The organism is Nitrosococcus oceani ATCC 19707 (assembly GCF_000012805.1).
GTDB lineage: Bacteria > Pseudomonadota > Gammaproteobacteria > Nitrosococcales > Nitrosococcaceae > Nitrosococcus > Nitrosococcus oceani.
Window position 1 is genome coordinate 2,220,740 of the sequence record NC_007484.1, and the last position, 20,552, is coordinate 2,241,291.

Below are 20,552 nucleotides of genomic sequence, written 5' to 3' on the forward strand. Positions count from 1 at the left end.
TTAATTGCTACCGTGACTGGCGACCTTAGAGGCGGCAGGCGCCATCGCCAGAATGGACGTTGGATCTCTCAGGCCAATCATAGTAGGGCGATAGCGGTCCCGAAGCTGCGCAACAGCCCAATGAAACTTGTATCCCGTTTGGGAAATCAATAGGCGAAGGGAGATAGGCATTCGCAGGGGCAACCCCAAATTATTGCCCCGCCACACGATCCAATGATACAAAGTAGCCTGCATTCGGCGCAGGCGGTGGCGCATCGATTGCCGGTTGCGCGATTCAAGTTCTTCCGAAAATGCCATGAGAGCCTGGTGCGATCCTGCCGAAAGCATCGCCCCATTATCCAAGGTTACCCAAAAAGGTTGTGTAATTGCCTTTTTCTCCTGTCCGAATGCTTCCCGCTCAATGCCAGCCGATTCGGCCAACCGCCGGGGAATCGGCCTATCATAAGTATTTCCAAGGCGCCAAGGGTCCATTTCAGGCGATTGGGAAATCCGCAGGATCTCGTCGTGGCGGGGCATCGTCAGGACCGGCAACGGCGCGTGGATGAACCCCAATCGCAATCGAAATTCTCCTAATGAGGCGCCGGAAGGATCCTTGCTCTTGAATTGGGCGCTATCCTCGATGGCTTGTGGTTCGAAATCCCAAATGGTATCTCCCCGAAATCCAGTGAAAAATACTGTGCCGGGGAGGTGTTCGGCCAATACCGACATTACTACATCATCACCGCCATTGCCCGTAGCCAGAAACTCAGCTTCGGGAATACCTTTATCTTCAAAATAAAGGGAGCGGTCAAATTCCATGACGTTGAAACCAAGTTGCCGCCCGATCTTACCGCCATCATCACAAGCATCCTGGGGATTACCCACATCGCCGTTAAACTCCATCCGGGCACTGCAAAAAGTTACCGCTTCAGTACCACCACATTTGCGCGCGATGACAGCGCACGCCGGCGAATCATATCCAGTGGAGACAGTGGCAAGAGGCTTATAGGTGATAGAACGGCGGGAATCACTGGCATTGCCCAGCACCTGTTGCATCGTCCCTTCAAGATAGCCTACGTAATCCTCATAGGTGCCAAAATGAGGAAGGGCGGGTGGAGAATCCGTATATATATTAAGGTCGCAGTCAATCCGGAGTCGACGGTAGTACTGAAGCTGAATCCGCCGACCTTGCGCGGTAGGAACCCACTTTCGGGCACGGTGATAACCTTTTACTACCGACAAAAACTCTAGTTCATACTCCACATGCATTGGATCAATCTCATCGTCAAGTGCTGCGAGCAGGTAGATAAATGAGTTGGAAACAAAGAGGCAATCACCATCCCGGCAGAAATGCAAGCGCTCCAGGGTATGACTGCTAGGAATGAACACTACTTGATCATCGGAGAGAACAGCCCCGGAACCCAACACTGTTTTGGCGCCTAACAAACCACGCCGATCGTAGGGTCCGGCCCATCCACCTTCGAAGAAAAAATCCTCTTGACTTTCTACCCAAGGCCCATGCTCTACAGTCACAACCTCTGAACCCCGCTCAAGGCGGGCACACCAAGCTAGCCGCGGCAGTGCCCCATTCATTTGCATTCTAAACTTCATCGCTGTATCCCCATCTTATCGCTTCACGCTCTATAGGTGATTGCCAATGGCTAGTGTAGCGGGGAATACTATAACGCTCCATGTTTTTTTAGCGCCGCCCACGAAAAGTAGCCAGCCAAATAGCCCATGGCACCTTTCAGAGAGCTAACTGCTAACCGGCCATAACCGATTCCGAGCCTGGGAAAATAGAAGTCTCAACTCGTCCCAAATAGGATGACGAAGCGTAATTACAGCCACCATCCAGCCTGCACTGCCGCCGGCAGCACTAATAATAAAAAATTGCCAATGGGGCTGCCCAACTGCCGCCGGCATCCCCAGATAGAACAAGGGGAACGCTACTGTGGCAGCGGTAATCAATAAGCTTGCGGCAGTGGCCTTTAGGTAAACCCTACCCTTGAGACCAATAGCTGAACGCATCAGCAAAGAGGAATAGATCAGCCCCACTACAGCCGGAAAAACCATCGCAAAAGCAACAACTTCTAACCCATAAGAAACAGCCAGCACCAGCGCCAAAACCGTCGCTAAAAGGGTAGCCACCCTTAGCCGCACCAGCAGGTGTACCGCACCGACCGCAATCAGCGCCTGCGCGGTAAACGCATACAAAGCATCGACCGCCGCATAGATGGCCAGAATGCGCGCCAGGGGAACCGCAGCATCCCACTGATCGCCGAACAGAATTCGTACCACCGGGAACGCCATGATGGCGATAAAAGCATAGCATGGCCACGCGAGGGCGGTAATTAACCCAAGCCCATGGGCATAAAAACCCGCGACACTCTCTCCCGAGCGGTGCTTGGCCGCCATGTGGGGCAAAATTGCCGGGCTTACCGCCGATAGCACCGTGCGGTCGAAGAGCCGAATAACCCCAAGAGCTTTGCTGAAGAAACCTACCGCTGCAGCACTCAAATACCGGCCAATGACTACCTCAGGCGCTCCCCGCTGAAACTGGAATGCAATGGTTGCAAGCGTGGCCCGTCCGCCAAAGCTCATAACCCTCCGCCATTCACAAAATGCTGGGCGCAGGATGAAGTGGCTAGGCCCTAGAATACGCGCCAATACTACTGTGGCAATTACCCCAAGAAGTGCGCTCCATGCTAAACTCATAGCGCCAAGTCCTATCCATGCAAACCAAATACCGCTCGCAGCCCGGACAAATTCACTAATGACGCCCACCAGGAAAATAGTGGTAAACTGCATTTCCCTGTTCAAGTAAGAGAGAACCACGGAGCCAAACGGAATTAAAACGAAATTAACGGCAAGCACCCGCAGGATTCCTGTCACCCTTTCATCCCCATAAAAATCAGCAACCCAAGGCGCTGCAATTGCTAGCACAATGGCCATAGACCAGGCGATACCCAACGTGATTCCGAAGGCGGACCGGATACGATCTACGGTAAGCTCCTTCTCCTGAACGATGTACCGGCCTACGCCAAAGTCACGCATGGAATGGGCAAGGTTCACGAAGACCACCGCCATGGAAAAAATGCCGATCTCGGCCGGCGTAAGCAAGCGCGCCAACACCATCGTGGAGACCAAGGAAATCACTAAAACTGCATAGCGGTTCAACGTTGTAACCACTATCGAGTGCCGAACACCAGGCTCAGTCTTGCTTTCGAGCATACTTTCTTTTGTCCTTTTTCATCCCAGGCCGCAAGCAAGGGGCATGATATGGCGATAGCGTTGCTATCCCCTGTGTCTGATAATATCCCCGATAATCTGCTAAATGGGGAGATCGCGAGTGGTGCCTACATTCTCGACGCAGCATAGGTTATCGTCGAACAACACGAGCACTTAAATTACTTGCGCAGCTCAAGTGAGGTAAGCTTGCCGTATCGGTCCTTAGCTCGCGTTATAGCCCAAGGAAAGATAAATCGCCTGAGATAAGTCGGCTTACCCTCGAACCAACCTGCTGTACGCCAAATAGCCGGCTGCCGCTTGGCCCATTCGGCATAACGATTGGCAGCTCGATGAAACCGCCGATCCAAACCGGCACTCGCGAGAGGAGGTGCTTTTCCTCTCTTCCACCATGCTGATCGATGTTCTTTTAACCAGATTAAAAAATCTTGCAGAGAATGGGGCGTTAGAAACTCGTCGTAATTATGAATTATTACTGACGCCATACGTTTCTTCATACCGAAGGCTTCTCGAGGGACTCCTTTATTTTCGACGATACGCCGACATATAGGGCGGCTGTATTCATCACTGATATCCCACTGGCTCATCTCGGGATCATTGCTAATCCGACTCACAGCATTGATAGACCGAACTGCCCAGAACGGGACTGGGCAATGAATAAAACCAGCCCATAGTCTAAATTCAGTTAAGCCCAATCCAGAAGGATCGCCACGAACGACATTGGGACCAAGATGTTTGGTGCGTTTGCCCCACATTTTATCGCCATGATAACCCGTCAGAAGAACCCGCCCCGCTAAAGTCTCCGCCGCTGCACTAAAGCGCACTTCCTCTCCCATACTATTGGCGGCAATAAAAGGGATTTCCGGTTTCTGCAAATGCCGCCATGCGGTGCCTGACAAAACGATTGGGCGCACACCGAGATAGCCGGCAATGCTTTCCCCACTATCCTCTTCGTTGAGGTGAGTTCGATCAAAGCAAATCGCTTCATCACACCCAACTCCGCTAGCCAGAGCCATTAGCGTTGGCGAATCATATCCCGCAGACAGCGTCCCTAACATACGCAAGCGCTTGGGACGGATTGGAGAATAAATATTTTCCGCCAACTGTTCCATGGTGCTTTCCAGAAAACCCAGATATTGTCCGAAATTCACAAGCTCCCTATTTACGCTGGGCTTAGGAACCACGGAAGCCATGTTCCCATCCCACCGCACATTATCGAAATAAACAAGCTCGACATCTCCTTTAGAAGTTGCTAGGAGCCGTTTGCAATTATCGATACCGTAAACAACCGAATACAGATCTTTGTAGTAAAACCCATACGCTGGATTCAGATCAGCATCAGCTGCAGATAACAAGCATACGAGTGAATTGGACAGCCATACGCACCTATCCCCTCTTAACATATTCAAACGATCCACTGTCGATCCAGACGAGACGAATATTATGGCTGAATTCCTTATCCGCCCCCCGCTTCCCGCAATTACATCGGTTTGATCAAATCCTCCTGCCTCATATGATCCAGGCCATACCGCCTCACAAAAGAAATCTGGGGTAATCTCCACCCGTGAACCATGGTAAACAATAACTTCTTGATTACCTTTGCAACATTCCACAAGCCATGCTTGACAGGGCCAGCTGCTCATTAATTGGTACTTAAAATGCATAGAATCTATTTACCCTGTTTGTGCGTTAGGATTTAACAAATGCAGAATATTCACCTCTTAAGCTAGCCAGATAGGGTTGCTGATTCACCGTCAGCTAGAGCAGACGGCTTTTTAGGGCATGCTCGTACTGATGCACCTTATTAAGCCCCAAGGCACCAACCAAACCTGACCACGCGTCAACGATGTTTCTAGCGGCGTTGACATCGCGTTGCGAAGATAAGCTGCACTCAGTGGAATCAACCTATGCCGGCGGTTCCCGCGCTTAATTTATTAAGATTAAACAGCCTACAAGGAAAAGCAAGCCGCTCTGAAACTAGCAATTTATTTAATGATTAAGTTAAACTAAATTGTCAGAATAATATTAATCAAAATAAATTACACCTTAAAAAGCAAGTCACTTAGAGATAAACTCGGTAATGACCAAATTATTCTGCATGCATTTTCCTGGAAAACCATTCTATTCAGTGGAACAAAGGCTGATTTTTAATAAAATTTTAATTAATTTTCTCACCAAGGGAAGCGCCAAAGCCCTTATTTCACGGTTATGTATGATCGCATACAAGCGGAAGAGCTGTTAAGTTCTCATGATTTTTGGCATGCTGACCCTGCAAGCGGAGCATGACGCTAGCCAAATGCTGGCGACGATTTTTAAACGGATCTATCGAGATGGTACGCCCGATCAAATCCGAACGTTTGACTTTCGCCTGGCTATCACGACTATACCAGACACACCCAACAGCCGGCCTCGAATAAATATAATCCCTTTTTCGACGGGCCATCTCATCGTCCTCGCCGATATCCTCATCGGAGAATACGTAAGCCATTTAGAAAAAGCCGATACACTTTCCCCAGATCTTCCTTTAGCCTGGTCACTACCGGGAAGATGGATCGCTATAACCGTGCCCAACGATATAAATAAACCTATCCAGTGGGCCTCAGACCCTATCGGAGCACAATGGCTCTATTTTACGGAAACCTCCGATGGGCTGGTATTTTCCGATTGTTTTTGGGCTGTTGCTAAGACGGTTAGCAGAAGCCAGGGCATTGACCCAAACGCTCTTCGCCACGCTTTGGTCCTAGGTTACAACCTGAGAGAGGAAACCATCATCCCTAGCATAAAGCTTGCCCCTGGAGGCTGCATTTACGAATGGGACGCTGGCGATTTTCGTATTATCCGTAGCCATCAGCTTGAATACGGAGATGCTATGGCCGGAGCGACCGAAGCTGAGAAGATTGCTCAAGTTGAGGCTGCCTTTCATGAAGCCGCTCTTTCGTGGAAGAAGGTTCTACCGGCCCGGACTGCTCTCTCTTTATCGGCTGGCCTAGACTCTCGAACCGCCTTAGCTTATCTCCAGCGAGCTGGCGTAGAGGTATCTTTCTACACCTTCGGACAACCCGGCAGCACCGAAGTGATAGGAGCCCAGTCCATTGCACAGCGTGTTGGTTGCAGCACTCGCCTCTTTAAGATTCCAGATGCCTCTTGGAATGACTGGGAAACAAACATCCAGACGCTGGGTGCTATCGGCCCATTACAGCAGTCAGGGTGGGCACATAGCTGGCGGGCAATGTTAGCTAACAAAGCAGATGCGGTCGTGATCGGCTACTTAGGGGATGCACTGACGGGAAAACACCTTAGCTCGAAGCAATTTGACCGAAGCGACTGGGTCAATTATTGGACTCATTGGAGCCTAAATTGGGAATGGCAGGAATGGCCTGGACTCCGAAAAAAATGGCGCAAAGATCTCTCTAATAACCTTGCCGCTAGCTTTCGGCAAATTATCCATAAACTAGAGGTTGCCTTCCCGCACCAGCAAGCTTTTCACCTTGATTTCTATTGCCGTCAACGCCGCTGGGTAGCCTCACAGCCTAATGATATAGGAGCGGCGCTGCTCCCCGTATGCTTCTTCTATCATCCAGCCATCTGGAAAGTATGGGCAAATCTACCCTTATCTGATCTAGAACGCCAGACCCTTTACAGGCGCACAAACTACCAGTTATTCCCCGATCTCTTTCGCCGCCCGGTATCGCCCACGGAAGAGCTGTTTCAGCGGTCTTTCCGAAAGTTTACCCGACTTCTCAGGAGAACAAATACTGATCTACTGCCGTCGGAACGCCCGCGCGTAATCGATAGATGGCGAGCGCTAGAAATAAACCAGCAACAAATCATTGTCCAATTGGAACACAACCGTGAGCCGCTAGAAGAGGTCGTAGATGTTGATTTCGTCCTAAAGAGGATGGGCGCCTTCAAGTCACAACGACTATCCGAAACAGAGTGTGCGATGATCATGAGAATAGTGAATGCATCCCATCTCGTCTCGGCTATTATCTAGTTTTTTCCAGTGCTAGAAAGCGAGCGAGTGGATGGCTAATTCAGCTTGTATTTCGTGCAGCTTTCGGGTATCCCTTCTCCTCGTAGGGAGTTGCCATAACCTAGTAGAAGGTTGCTCAATTAGAATCGGAGACGAATTTCAGCTCGGTAGAAGCATATCGTTTACGAGTTTTTTCTATAGCCCAATGGAAAAGCAAGCTATACTCCCTACCTGAATAGGTTCCTGATGCTGGACGGGGGACATCAAGATTTAATATCTCTACAAGCGAGCTAAGCTGGGCTTTGGAAAGATACCATCCCAAGGTTCCGTACCGTATCCTCCGAAATAGTTGAACCCTCACCTCCTCCGCCATGCGCCGTACGATAGCTTGCTCATGAGGTTGACTTCTAAGCTTTCTTTCTCGAAACTGGAGAAAATCATCCCAAGACGCTTCAGTAAACATTGTCGAAATATTGCTAGCAATCCACGTAGGTTGTGTGACAGCCTTCTTGATATTACCAAAAGACTGCCTTGACACTCCCGCTTCTTCAGCTATTCGCCGCGGGATAGGCCGGTCATACCAGCCACCTAACCGGAATTTAGCCATCTCATGGGATAATGAAATTTGATTAAGCTCAGGCCGTCTGTACATAGTTAATAGGGGAATGGGTAAATTCAGGAAACCTACCCGTAGCCGAAATTCAGACATAGAACCACCGAGGCCACCGGTTGTAGACCGCCCGTAGCGATGGTGGTTGACATTTTTAGTGGTGACCTTCCATAAGCCATCGCCGAAATCACCCTTGACGAAAATTCGCTTCTCAAGCGCGGTACTCAAGGGCGCATAAACAACATCGTCGCCACCGTTTCCGCTAGCCAGGAATTCAGCCTCGGGGTACTGTTCCAATTTAAGATATGCTTCCCGTTCAATTGGCAACAAGGTAACTTCTAGTGCCTTGGCAATATCCGTTGCATCCTCCATATGTCCATGCCGCGAATCAGCAAACGTTACTGCTTCTGTACAGCCAATTGACTTAACAAGCGCGGTACATGCTGGGGAATCATAACCCGTTGAAAGCGAGCTTAGGGGAGTATACTGAATAGTTCGTGCCGAATCCGTAGCATTATCGTAAATAGCACGAATAATTTTAACGAGGTAGTCAATATACCCCGTATAATCGGTAAACGCAGGAGGCGTGGGGCGAGATATTCGCCGCTGAACTAGGTCATGGCCAACCGCAATGCCATCATGATAGTGAAGAGTAGCCTGGTGCTTTTCATCGAGGGGAACTGAAGTTAGCGCTTTGTTATGCCCTTGCAGAATTGAGAAAAAATCTGTTTCGTAAAAGCCATAACTACCTAATAGCTGTTGTGAACTAGCCTCTAGCAGGTAACAGAAGGAGTTAGAAATATACAATACATTGCCATTGCGTATGCTATGTAACCGCTCGGTCGGGTAAGTTGCAGGAAAAAAAAATACTTCGTTAGCTCTAAGAGCACCGCCCGATCCTAATAAGACTTCAGAATCGTGAAGTTCGCCCTTGGAAAAATCGCCTAACCAAGCACCCTCAACAAAAAAAGTAGCTGTCTGTTCTACCCAAGAACCGTGCTCGACGACTACTGTATCATTCCCTTTAGTGATGCTCGCACACCACGCCAAGCGGGGAATTGTAGCGTTTTCACGATAACAAAAACGAAAACTCATACCCTACTCACTAGCATTTTTCTTTGGCTCGATAGCCATCTGGAAGAAAGGAAGCGCTCACCTCAAGGAGATTCTCACATAGCGAAGGAGAGCACTAATTGGAATTTTACTAGTCGGTGAGATAAATCCTGAATAGTGAATATACCAGAGGAAAATACCATGGGCTAGAATAACAGAAGAAGACATGTATGAATAGCTGCACCACAGCCCTTACCGAATAGCGCAATGATAAAATCATTGGTGATGGTAGTTTGAGAAACTAAGAAGATAATGGCCATAAGCTGACCAAAATACAAAAATATGATCAAAAACCTTCTTCTATATTTGACTTAATTCACAAAGGCTGACAGGAAATTACCTATAAAAACCACCCTGTGTTAACGGCTTAATAATGACTTTACCATAAGAACTATTCTAACAGACAGTTTTAAGTATGATCGGGAAGATAAACTCCTTGACTAATGATCTTAATTAAAGATATATGGTCCACCCCAGCATCGAGGGCAAAAATATAGATAAATTATACAGCGAAGCTTTAAAGAATCAAAGATAAATCTAGCAGCGGGGGAGTACTCAGCCGATTACGAAGCCTGCAGAAAACCGGCTAAAATAGCCTGAGCGGAGTCCATCACTCGGACTCACGCTCGTTAATCTCTACTCCAAAACCGTAGTAAATCGTCTCTAACATAAAGCGAACCAACACATAAGTAGCTAATACGCCCTAAACGATAGCAATCGGCAAACACCAGCCATCAAAGACAGTTATTCGCTCGCGTTTCCCTGCAATGACAATGGCTAGGCCGCCCGGCTAAATATCTAAACAACCCTTTGTCATCAGGCGCAAATTCAGAGCTTGTAATAGTTCTAAAAAAGAGATTTATATCGCCGCTATCCTCACTGCCAACAAAAAGCTCCCTCTTTTAATATCAATTATTATAACCAACTTGTCTGCACCGGGAACTTCAACTGTATACCAGGACAGAGCTAATCGCATCAGAGAAGCGGTAAACAAACACAACCAACCTAATTATTGGAACTCCAAAACATATGTTTTATTTTCACGCTGGTATGCACAAAACCAGTACCACTTTTATGCAAAAAAATGTCCTTCCACAATTCCACGGTATTAAATATCTGCCTCCCTGGTCACCTTTTGATTACTTTCTTCGCTTGCATGATAAAGAGAATTACTTGTACTCCAATGAAAGATTAGCAAGGTTACTGTGGGCTCCCTAGCCCCAAACTGACTCCAGCTTAGAACAGCGTATTAGTGGCTTATTTCCAGCCGTCGCGCATTTTAATAAGTTTTAGATGCCACGATGGATTTATAGTATCTTCTTTAATAAATAATTAATCCTTAGGTAACCCCCTGGCTGCGCCGGAGGGACTAGCATAGGTTTGACTGAAGCTATTATGGTTTCCCTAGCCTTCGCATTTCGACCAAGAAGTGTGAAGGAGCCACCTATGCCAGACTACAAGCGTCTGACCCATACGAAATGGGGCTGCAAATACCATGTAGTTTTTATTCCTAAGAAGAGACGGGAGTGGATTTACGGCAACTTACGGAAATATTGGGGAGAGATTTTTCGCGCGTTAGCCACTCGCAGAAGGGTGGAGATTGTAGAGGGGCCTTTGATGAGAGACCATGTTCATATTTGCCTCAATATACCTCCAAAGTATTCGGTTTCTCAGGTGGTGGGCTATCTCAAGGGTAAGAGTGCCATTGCGATAGCGAGAAGGTTTCGTGGAAAGCAAAGGAAGTTCAATGGGGAACATTTCTGGGCATGAGGGTATTTTGTGTCCACGGTAGGTCTCGATGAGAGGGTAGCGCGAGAGTACCATTCGGAACCAAGAGAAGAATGATGAGTATAGAGATCAGTTGAAGCTTGGTATGTGAGCGTCTTGGGCGCTATAAAAGCCCTTTGAGGGCGTCACACAATAAGCCTCCGGCTTTGCCGGAGGTCCTTTAACTTCTTCATGAAGATGGTATGTTGAAATTTGAAGAATACTTTTTATATTAACAACGATCGAGGCTATATGAAGAAAGATCAATTTCTTTACAAAAAAAGGATTTATTCCAAAATAAAGCATTAATGAGCAACTTTCAAAAATTTTTCCAGCAGCTTCTTACCTTAATCTCTACGAGGCAAAGCCAACAACCCTAGTAGCACAGCAAACCACAATGTGGCCAATCGTATAAACAGGGTACAGGCAACGGCTTGAGCCTCTCCCATGCCATTTAACAGCAACAGCCCTATCATCGTAACCTCAGCGCTACCCAGCCCTCCCGGCAAAAAACTCAGTGCCCCAACAAGCATAGAAAAGGCATAAATAAACACCGCCTCAATGAGGCTAATCTCCCCACCCATCCAATTAGCCACATAATATAGTCCTAGCCCTTCAGCACCCCAGGCAAAAAAGCCCAAGGAAATAGCATAAACCATCGTGGAAAAAGCAAAACAGCGGCGGAAATGCAAAACCATCTCGATGATCGAGATTAAAAAACTCCTCAGCCGCGGCCTAGAGAAACGCTCTACCCAGGTCTCTATTCCTCGGAGCCAACGGGGAATATGCAATAATATAAGTCCCATGACCAAGGCTATTCCAAGGCCAAGAATAATTGGCTGAGCCCTCTCATGACGCCAAGCTCCTGCCGCTATCAAAATAAGCACCGCGATGAGATCGCAAAGACGTTCCGCAAAGAAGGCTGCTAAGCTTTTCGAGTAAGGTACCCCATGGTGTTTTAAAAACACGCTCCGAAGCATTTCCCCCGCTTTACCTGGGGTAGTGGTCAACGCAAATCCAGCCAAATAGATACGAAGGCTTGGTTCCAGAGAAAGCGGGTGCCCAAGTAACTGCAGATAATGCTGCCAACGTACGAAACGCAATCCATAGTTCACTAAGGAAAGCCCTAATACAATCACAGTACCCCAAAAACCGACAGCGCCTATAGTCTGTAATACTTCACGCCAACCGCCCCAGAGGGAAACGCCTAAGTAACCGGCGGCGGAAAACGCCACCGAGAGCAAGAACACCCGATAACGCCACCCCTGCAACGATTTCAATTCGGTACTTGCCATGACCGGGATACTAGCGGATCAACCAAAACGTAAGGGCCATCCAGCCTACCACCGAAATCAGGATATGGGGGTCGCGCATCAAATCACGAGAAGGCTCTCCGCCCTTTCCCCGGTGGTGGAGTAGAAAAATATAACGAAAGATAGCGTACATTACGAATGGCAATGTATAGATAAGATTTTCAGTTTGGTGAACCCGGATCGTTTCCGGACTCATGGTATAGAGGCCATACGACATCAAGACACAAGCCGCAGTCACGGTAATCATTTTATCAAGCAGAATAGGGCTGTAATAAGCCAACACCCGACGGTGTTCTGCCTTGCCTTCTCGTAGCGCCATTATCTCAGCGCGACGCTTAGCAAAACCTAAAAACAAAGTCAACATTAGAGAACACAACACTAACCATTGAGAAGGGGGAATACCCACACCAACCGTGCCTGCTAAAATACGCAATAAAAACCCCGCAGCAATAATAAACACATCTAAAAGCACCACATGTTTAAGCTTAAATGAATAAGCAAGATTCATAAAAGCGTAGCCCAGCAGGATTAACAGCCCAGCTTGGGAAACCCATAAACCCAGTCCCAAACTAAGCATAAGCAAGATAACCGCCAAGCGGACGGCCACCCCTACTCCTACAATACCGGCAGCGAGGGGGCGGTGCTGCTTGATAGGATGGTTACGATCACTTTCCCGATCAGTCAGATCGTTAATGATATAGATAGCACTGGAAAGTAGAGAAAAAGCTACAGCCATAGCGATCACTTGAGCAATCAAGGGAAGATCGCTCCAAGCATGGCTGAAGAACATGCCCACGAAAACAAAGCTATTTTTCAGCCATTGCTGAGGCCGCATAAGATGCAACAAAGCGAGGGGATGATTCAAGGGAGGCGCTCCACAGGAAACCGACGGTAATAAGGATAATCGGCATAATCCAACAATGCTTGATCTCCCCTGCTATCCCCATAAGCATATAAACGATAGCGACGACGTTCTCCTAGTAACGCTGCCAGGCGCCGGAGTTTTTCCTCGCCATAGCAGTTTTTTCCGCTCAACCGCCCAGTCACCAAGCCAGTAGGCGTCAACTCTAAACCCGAACAGAGCACCTCCGTAAAAGCCATACTCTCAGCCCAAGGCTTCAAGTAAAGATCCAATGAAGCACTTATTAGAATACAGCGATGATTCTGGCGTTGATGCCAAGCTAAACGCTGTAAGGCGCGGCGACGTAGCAAGTAAGGGAGTGTAGATTGAATAAAATGCCGCCCTATCTGCTCTAGACCGGCAAGTTCTTGTCCCGCCAGAAAGCGCATTAAAACTCGCTGTTTGGCCTCATCATTGCTAAGCCTGCCCCCTTTATAGGCAAGCAAGATAGGCGCCAAATCCACCATATTCCGGGTGAAGCGGCGAGTCCCAACAACAGCGCGCAAAAAAAGGAGCAGACTATCCCCGTAGGTAAGCGTGCCGTCAAAATCAAAGGCCGCCACCACAGGTAAATTGCGGTCTGTTTTCATTTAGAGTTTAAGGCGCTTAAATAAGGGCTCTGGGATCATTCGGATAACAAACATAATGTAAAACCAAAACCAGGGAACATAAATAACATCCCGGGATCGTTCCAAAGCCGCCACAATCCGCTCACCAACGCTAGCCGGAGAAGCCAGAAGAAAAAGCCCAGGCAAACCAAAAGTCATCGCAGTATCCACAAACCCTGGTTTGATAGTAAGCACCCGCACGCCAGCAGGAAATAAGCGATTACGCAGACCTTGGAGAAAGAGACTTAGCCCACCCTTAGCCGCACCATAATAATAATTGCTTTGCCGCCCTCGATCACCGGCTACTGAGGATAAACCAATAATAAAGCCCGCCCCTTTACCTTCCAGATAAGCAGCGCATTCGCCAAGCAAGGAAACGGCGCCAGTGAAATTGACGGCAATAATTTTCTCTGTTTCTTCAAAATGAGTTTGGGCGAATATCGAGTCACCCAGATAGCCAATCGCCCATACTACCCCTTCCAAGCCTCCCATAGTTTCAATAACTCGTTCCAGGAATCGACGATGGGCAGCGTAATCCGTGGCATCAACCGCTCCGTAACGCACTTCCACTTGATATCGAATATTGAGATCGGCTGCAATCCGCGCCAGCTCCGATTCATCCTTCCCGCCCAGATACAAAGAGTGGCCACGGCGGGCTAGTGCCGCTGCCGTACCGCGGGCGATCGCAGAGGTAGCGCCCAACACCAGAACCGGCCCTCTCATGGCGCACCTGTCAGCTGAAGCCGACGCGAGAGATCGGACTGGAAGCGTTCTTCTGGGTCAATCACCTGTTTAACTTGCTGCCATTCCCCCAGGCGGGGGTACATGGCGCGCAAACTCTCCGGACTCAAACGGGCGTCTTTAGCCAAGTACACTCGCCCTCCATAATCGATTACTATCTCATCTAATTGCTGCAATAGGTTAAGCACCTTCTCGCCCCCCATTGGCAAATCTAAAGCGAGGGTATAGCCAGCCAAAGGAAAGGACAAAGGGGCGATATTACCTGGACCCAACCGCTTAAGTACCGCCAGAAATGAGGCTTGCCGATTGCGTGCAAGATATTCTAATAAACAACGTATTCCCTCGTAAGCGTGGGGCTCGGGAATTGCTGCCTGGTATTGCAAAAACCCCCGCTTACCATATAGGCGATTCCAGTGCGCCAATGTGTCTAAAGGATAGAAAAATGCAGAATAATCAGTCAAAAAGGGAGCTTTTTTACTTCCTTGGCGGTGGTAGTAAAACTCATTAAAAGCAGCTATGGTAACTCGATTGAGAATAAACGGGGGCAAATTGAATGGAACACTTTTCTGTCGCTTGGGATGAGAGCATAGTGGCTCTTCCCAATCGCCGGGCAGCTCATCGCGAACGGCGTGATGACCGGTTATGAGAATACCACGGCCAAGGTGGCGGCTACGGCCCGCGCAATCGAGCCAAGCAACGCTGTACTGGTCATCATGCTCGGTATCCTCCAGCCATTTAAAAATGGTTTCCAGGTCGGGGACTGTATAATTCCGGGCCATAATAGCAGCCGTCTCAATAGGCATCAGACGGAAACTCACTTCGGTGATAATGCCGGTTAGCCCCATTCCTCCCACAGTAGCCCAAAATAGGGCTTCGTTCTGGTTAGGAGAACAACGTTGCCGCCGTCCATCAGCAAGGATTAACTCTAGCTCTATTACATGAGCGGCAAACGCCTCCTTATGGTGATGGTTTTTACCGTGGACATCGGCGGCTACAGTCCCCCCCAGAGAAACGTATTGGGTGCCTGGAGTGACTGGAGGGAACCAGCCGCGGGGAACGAAAGTCTCTAGAATTTCTGCTAGAGTCACGCCGGCCTCAGCCGTTAATACGCCGGTGGCATTGTCAAAGGCCAAAAATCGGTTAAGCCGCTCAGTGAGTATTACGCGACCTTGGGAAGAAATAGCGGCATCCCCATAACTTCGGCCCTGACCCCGGCATATCAAATGTTCTTCCCCCAAGACACAGGCTTGCGGCATTTTTTCAGGTCGAATCAGAATCGATTCCGCTACGGGATAACGTCCCCAGCCAGAAATAGTTTTACTAAGCGAGGCTGCCATAAGATGTCTAACTTTTTTACACTTCAGCTGCTTTTTTTTGAGTTGTAAAATAACAAAAGTGTTTAGATTATTATAAAAAAATCTAGATTTTCAAGAAAAATTATATTTAAACGACTAATATACATAGCTATTTTTATATTTTTTATTGGGCATGCGCTCTCCCTAAAGCCATCCTCTGTTTTCAAAAAAATTTGATTCCACGTAAGGGGACTTTACATTTTACTGTTTTTCTCTAATTAATTCCTTTTCTGCACTGTGCCAGAATATAAGCTCTAACCAGCGGATTGCCTCTAAAAATGCAAAATAAAGATGTAATTTTGGAATTATATTCACAATAGGACTCTTTTTTGCATAAATTTTTTTATTAATAATATAGTGTAATCGGCTTTACAAGCGGTATCCACTGAAGGATTTTTAATTATGCTAAAAAATATAACAGTTTTCTGGATATTACTCCTTGCTCCATTTTCACCTAGCTGGGCCATTTCCTTTACTTCTTTTGGTCCTAATGGCGAAGGTGGCGCTATTAACGGACAGAATTTTTTTTTGATCGCCAGGGTGTGGTTTTTGAATTAGATGCTTTTCTGAATATTAAAGGCTTAGATTTAAATGGTGGCACTGTCATAGGAACCAGCGCCCAGTTTTCCTTTGATGCCCTCCCACCTGGTCTTACATTTGGTTTCTCTTCATCCTTATCTTCGGATCTCAGCAATCTAGCTCTAACCTATACTCTTTCTAACTCTACTACTGCAAAAATTTTCCCAGAAGTGACCTTTTTCTCATTTTTGGATGGAGATATTGCTGACTTTGATATCAGAGAAATCTTTGAAACCCTAACACCACAAGAGCTTCTGGAAATCTCACTAAACGACTTTGCTGAGGCATCTGGGATCCTCGGCTCTGGCGCTTCCGACAGCGATCCCGATTCTTGGGAAATTGATGAGCCAGAATTTCTTTTTGGCGATATCTTCAATAACCTTTTACTTGGAGCACTCGATAATAGCAACGCTATTCCGATATCTTTCCCAGAAGACGCCTCCCTAGCCCTAGGGTTTAATTTAGGAGATCTAAACCCATTTGAAACCGCAACAATAGATGTCTTCTTGTCTGAAAGTGGCAACTCCATTGGAAATTTCTTCTTAACCCAACGAGACCTTAACCCAAATTCCTTTACCTCCATCACAATGTCAGGCCAATCCAGCGTCAAGCAGAACCCAATTCCCCCAATTCCAGAACCTCCTACTTGGCTACTACTTACCGCAGGACTAGCAGCCCTGAAACTCTCTTGGCAGCTAAAAATGGATTCCACTAATCCTACATTATAATGTTACGCCTGGAACCAATTAGACTTCAAACGTACGTAAACTATCCCTAACCAACGATGCACTTTTATCTGCCGCCCAAACAGCAATATAAAAGTAATCATCAGTGATTGGGTAGGAATCGAATAGCGTGTGTTACCGTATTCAAATAATGCTTGCACCAAGGAGGTAACAATGATGAGTACGGTAATAACTAGCGGAACTCGTAACGCAGGTTCAGCATAACCTTGAAATAGGGCAACCTTTACAATAAGGCCAGCAGCAAAAAATATAAATAACAGATTCATAACCCTGATCAGCCCTTGTTCAACCCACCAAAGGCGCTCAAGGGAGGCGGCCACTGTAGGGGATATTATTTTGGTGGGTTTCCAGTAATTAGGCGCAACCCAGAAGGAAACCCATGATTTAAAGACGCTTTGCAAATATAAGGCAGGATGCTCCACAAAAAGTTGGAGCGAGAGGCGGGCAAGCTTCCGCGAGAGATCCACGTGACTTAGGCCCGTTGCTGCCATAATCTCACCCTTTGCCTCAAAGATTGTCATACTGTGATTCCCGCTCTGCTTCACTTTTTTCTCCCGGTATCGGAGATAGATATCTCGTAACTTGGACGGCGGCGCCCGCTCGATAAAACCACCGCTATGATTGCTGAGGTTATACCCCATAAAAGTTGTGATTCCAGCATAATCAAGAGTTATCTTGTTAAAGCCGATCCACCCTGATACGGGTAAAGCAAAACAGAGCAAGACGATGAGAGGGATACAAATCCGATTGCGCCCTCGAAAAAACAAGATCGCTAGCAAGATGTACAAAGGACCAACAAAAGCAAAGAGGGGGTGGGTGAGCGCCAAAAGCGAGCTTGCGCCCCCAAGACCAACCGCCGGCCAAAATTTCCGTTCACTTACTAGCAGCTTTGAAAAAATAAATACTGAGAATATCAGCAGGAAGGACGATACCGACTCCGTCAGAAGATTTGCCTCAAATAACAGCTCATTTAGGGCCAAGGAATGAATGGTCCCCGCGCTGAAAGCAAGGCTCACTTTCCGTGTCTGCTCAAATACCAATACAAATAAAAGAAGCGAGGCCGAAACCCCAAGCACGGATTGAAGAAACCAGACACCAAAAGGGTTTTTCCCCGCAAGAAGCAACAGCAGCGGGTAAACGGGAGTTCGGGTCCCATCATATTCGCTAAAGTCCAGGCGAACCAACTCTCCGGCGAGCTGCAGGTAAGTGCCCGTATCAGGCCATATCACCGGCGCATAGACAATCCACAGGAACACCCTCACGAGGATGCAGATTCCTAAAAGCCAAAATAATCCTTGGCATACGGCCTGCCTTTCGGAGAGTAAAATAGATTCCCTTTCCTTTATCATCTTGGAACCATAAGCTCTTTAATATTAATTTATCCCGTCAACCGTTTCATACGGGTTGATAATTCATCACATACTTCAAGGATGGCCGAATCAATTTCGGGAGGAGGCTTTCGGCGCACGGAGCTAGCGACTACCTTACGGCTCACACGCGGCGTATAAGTAATGCCAAGAAATGCAAAAAGCTCATTGAGTATTTCAGCGGGGCGCTGGACAAGCTGCTCGTAACATACCAAACGTACGCGGGAATCCTGATCCAAATTTTGCTCGAAAAAAAGAATATTGCGGAAGTACCAAAAGAGTGCGCAGGCTGAAGCATTGCTGATTCCAGGATGATAAAGGGATCTGATTAAGGCATGGGTTTTACCCGACATCCCCCGACCACGCCATCCGGCAGTATTGCGGTCTTGAACAATACGCCGAATGCTCTCTGGCATCCCAGTCCAAAGCGCTAGGTGGGAATTCACGACATCTTCATAACTGCGCACTAGCCATACGCCCTTGGAAGGCATGAATTCATCCAATAAATGGCGCAGTTCTTGAAGCTCACAAAGTGCTTTGAGCACCACATGCTGGGCACTAGATTCCTTTACTAGCCTGTGAATAACTTCTCGTGAACGCATCTCATAGCTATCAAAAGCACGCTTATCACGCTCATGATAAACCACGGTCTCATAATCTCGTTCAAAAACATCCATTAGCATATTGGTTCCCGATCTCTGAACCCCTGCAATAAAAATAACCTGTTTGACAGCTTTGCAGGACGGAGATAGAAACAGCGTTTGATAAGCTTTTTTCCTGAGAAGAAAAGTACGATGCTCAACTTTCGCAAGCGCGGGAGAAAAGCGACTATGGCTTTTCATAGATGTCTTCCAGAGCTCTCTTCAGGAAAGCTTTCGCTCTGGCTCTTGCTCGAAAAAGATCCCTTACCTACCCTAGGAGGGGGGTGCCAATCAGAGCGCACCCCTTTACCTGTAAAGGCTGTAGCTGAACGGCGACTAGCTATCCGCTCATCAGACAAAGCCTCCCGCCAGAGCAATGCTGCTAAGACGACAAAGAGATAATAAAGATCGAAATAAGCTAGATTCAAAAAAGCTCCTGTAACAGCGTATCCAACAAGGCCAACCCTCAGCGCCCACGCATATTGTCCTATCCACCGCAAATCAGAGATTTCTAAAGTCCATTTCTTAAGCCGTCCCAACCGTCGGTAAGTCAGGAACAAAATTATCATAAATAGACTGAGGCCAACAAAACCATGTTGTCCTAGCATCTGAAAATAAATGCTATGAGCTACATGAGCGCCTTCCATTACATAATAATATTTAGGATCAAGATAAGTATGCCACCGAGCAGTATCGCCTTCATACTCAAACCCCCCCCCGCGCAAGGGTCTATCAATTGCGATATTCCAAGCAAGGTCCCATGCCGCAATACGCTGCATCGACGAGGCGTCCATTTCATAGTTTTGAATGCTCTCCGCCCGATTAAATAGCTTTTCGGGGACAAATGCTAAGCCGCCAAAGAGTATAGGTATGAGCATAATAACCAGCAAGGCTTTATTACGCCATCTCATAAACAGCAGCACAGAAACTACTGCAAGCCCCAACATCGCGCCTCGTGAATAAGTGAAGGGAACTGCAATAAAGGTAAGGGCAAAAGTGGCATATAAAAGCCGACGAAACCAAACTCGCGCTTCCTGTTGTGCAAAAACCAAAAGAAGAGGCAATCCCATTACCATAGCTAGCCCTAGAAAATTGTTACCTGCTAGAAAAGACTTAGGTGGTCCCATTACATGGAATTGCCCACCTGTAAGAATGGTAAATAGACCACCTTTAAAGCCATAAAAACCTAGACTCAGAGTTGCGACTAGAAGCAGCCAATAAATCCGCTGTTTGCCATAGATGAGTATCGTCGTTACATAACTCATTAAAAAAATCTTTGCCACCTTATCCCACTGTTGCCAAGCAGCATCAGGTGCCCAGGCGAAGAACGTGGTAAAAGTCATATACCCAAAAAGCACCAATAAGAGTCGAAGTTCAGGTGTCCAGGCAATAGACTTCCTATCTCGCACCAGCAGCATTCCCCCTAATATCGCAATCGCCACTAACTGCGCAAAGGGCATATCCCAAGCAAAACCCCACGTCAACCGATGAGGATTCATAATGCTTATCCATGTCCATACTAAAATACCAATCCATGGACGTAAAAAACAAACAGGCAGCAAGGCAAAAATAACCCCTGTGATCAGGATATCGCGAAACGGCATTAGCGAGTT

At 47.5% G+C, this 20,552-nt stretch carries 14 protein-coding genes and 1 pseudogene; 3 read left to right on the forward strand and 12 right to left on the reverse strand.

Annotated elements, in window-relative coordinates:
- The 3 genes from NOC_RS10435 to NOC_RS10445 all read right to left on the reverse strand — a co-directional run bounded on the left by NOC_RS10435 (position 1) and on the right by NOC_RS10445 (position 4,838).
- Complete coding sequence (locus NOC_RS10435) at positions 1 to 1,590, reverse strand: hypothetical protein (protein WP_011330803.1); 1,590 nt, start codon at positions 1,588 to 1,590, stop codon at positions 1 to 3.
- Between the two features lie 144 nt (positions 1,591 to 1,734).
- Positions 1,735 to 3,210 carry a lipopolysaccharide biosynthesis protein gene (locus NOC_RS10440; RefSeq protein WP_011330804.1) on the reverse strand — a complete coding sequence of 492 codons (1,476 nt, stop codon included), beginning with the start codon at positions 3,208 to 3,210 and terminating at the stop codon, positions 1,735 to 1,737.
- 176 nt (positions 3,211 to 3,386) lie between these two features.
- A complete protein-coding gene (locus tag NOC_RS10445) occupies positions 3,387 to 4,838 on the reverse strand; it encodes a hypothetical protein (RefSeq protein WP_244859955.1) in 1,452 nt (483 codons plus the stop codon).
- Between the two features lie 635 nt (positions 4,839 to 5,473).
- On the opposite strand from NOC_RS10445, the gene NOC_RS10450 reads away from it, so the two are divergent.
- A complete protein-coding gene (locus NOC_RS10450; RefSeq protein WP_002809339.1) occupies positions 5,474 to 7,219 on the forward strand; it encodes a hypothetical protein in 1,746 nt (581 codons plus the stop codon).
- 115 nt (positions 7,220 to 7,334) lie between these two features.
- Here NOC_RS10450 and NOC_RS10455 read toward each other — a convergent pair whose 3' ends face one another.
- Complete coding sequence (locus NOC_RS10455; RefSeq protein WP_002810922.1) at positions 7,335 to 8,903, reverse strand: hypothetical protein; 1,569 nt, start codon at positions 8,901 to 8,903, stop codon at positions 7,335 to 7,337.
- A gap of 1,464 nt (positions 8,904 to 10,367) precedes the next feature.
- Here NOC_RS10455 and tnpA point away from each other — a divergent pair.
- Positions 10,368 to 10,800 (forward strand): annotated as a pseudogene (gene tnpA, locus NOC_RS10460) (IS200/IS605 family transposase).
- A gap of 235 nt (positions 10,801 to 11,035) precedes the next feature.
- Here tnpA and NOC_RS10465 read toward each other — a convergent pair.
- Genes NOC_RS10465 through NOC_RS10485 form a run of 5 tightly spaced genes read right to left on the reverse strand, consistent with a single transcriptional unit; the run spans position 11,036 to position 15,588 of the window.
- A complete protein-coding gene (locus tag NOC_RS10465) occupies positions 11,036 to 11,983 on the reverse strand; it encodes a lysylphosphatidylglycerol synthase transmembrane domain-containing protein (RefSeq protein WP_002809286.1) in 948 nt (315 codons plus the stop codon).
- A gap of 10 nt (positions 11,984 to 11,993) precedes the next feature.
- Positions 11,994 to 12,836, reverse strand: coding sequence for a decaprenyl-phosphate phosphoribosyltransferase (locus tag NOC_RS10470; RefSeq protein WP_002809220.1), 843 nt, complete (start codon positions 12,834 to 12,836; stop codon positions 11,994 to 11,996).
- A gap of 26 nt (positions 12,837 to 12,862) precedes the next feature.
- Positions 12,863 to 13,492, reverse strand: a complete 630-nt coding sequence (locus NOC_RS10475) for an HAD-IB family hydrolase (protein ID WP_011330808.1) — start codon at positions 13,490 to 13,492, stop codon at positions 12,863 to 12,865.
- Complete coding sequence (locus tag NOC_RS10480; RefSeq protein WP_002808671.1) at positions 13,493 to 14,233, reverse strand: SDR family oxidoreductase; 741 nt, start codon at positions 14,231 to 14,233, stop codon at positions 13,493 to 13,495.
- Positions 14,230 to 15,588 carry an FAD-binding protein gene (locus NOC_RS10485; RefSeq protein ID WP_002811568.1) on the reverse strand — a complete coding sequence of 453 codons (1,359 nt, stop codon included), beginning with the start codon at positions 15,586 to 15,588 and terminating at the stop codon, positions 14,230 to 14,232. Before NOC_RS10485 ends, NOC_RS10480 begins: the two co-directional genes overlap by 4 nt.
- 560 nt (positions 15,589 to 16,148) lie before the next feature.
- Here NOC_RS10485 and NOC_RS10490 point away from each other — a divergent pair.
- Complete coding sequence (locus NOC_RS10490) at positions 16,149 to 16,913, forward strand: PEP-CTERM domain protein (protein ID WP_002808987.1); 765 nt, start codon at positions 16,149 to 16,151, stop codon at positions 16,911 to 16,913.
- A gap of 2 nt (positions 16,914 to 16,915) precedes the next feature.
- On the opposite strand, the gene NOC_RS10495 is transcribed toward NOC_RS10490, so the two are convergent.
- Genes NOC_RS10495 through NOC_RS10505 form a run of 3 tightly spaced genes read right to left on the reverse strand, consistent with a single transcriptional unit; the run spans position 16,916 to position 20,543 of the window.
- The gene (locus NOC_RS10495; protein WP_002810472.1) at positions 16,916 to 18,280 is read right to left on the reverse strand and encodes a hypothetical protein; all 1,365 of its coding nucleotides are present in this window, start codon (positions 18,278 to 18,280) and stop codon (positions 16,916 to 16,918) included.
- Positions 18,281 to 18,309: 29 nt separating this feature from the next.
- A complete protein-coding gene (locus tag NOC_RS10500) occupies positions 18,310 to 19,140 on the reverse strand; it encodes a sulfotransferase domain-containing protein (protein ID WP_002810557.1) in 831 nt (276 codons plus the stop codon).
- Positions 19,137 to 20,543: a putative O-glycosylation ligase, exosortase A system-associated gene (locus NOC_RS10505; RefSeq protein ID WP_011330810.1), complete on the reverse strand. Its 1,407-nt coding sequence runs from the start codon at positions 20,541 to 20,543 to the stop codon at positions 19,137 to 19,139. The genes NOC_RS10500 and NOC_RS10505 overlap by 4 nt, the downstream gene beginning before the upstream one ends.
- Positions 20,544 to 20,552 lie beyond the last annotated feature (9 nt).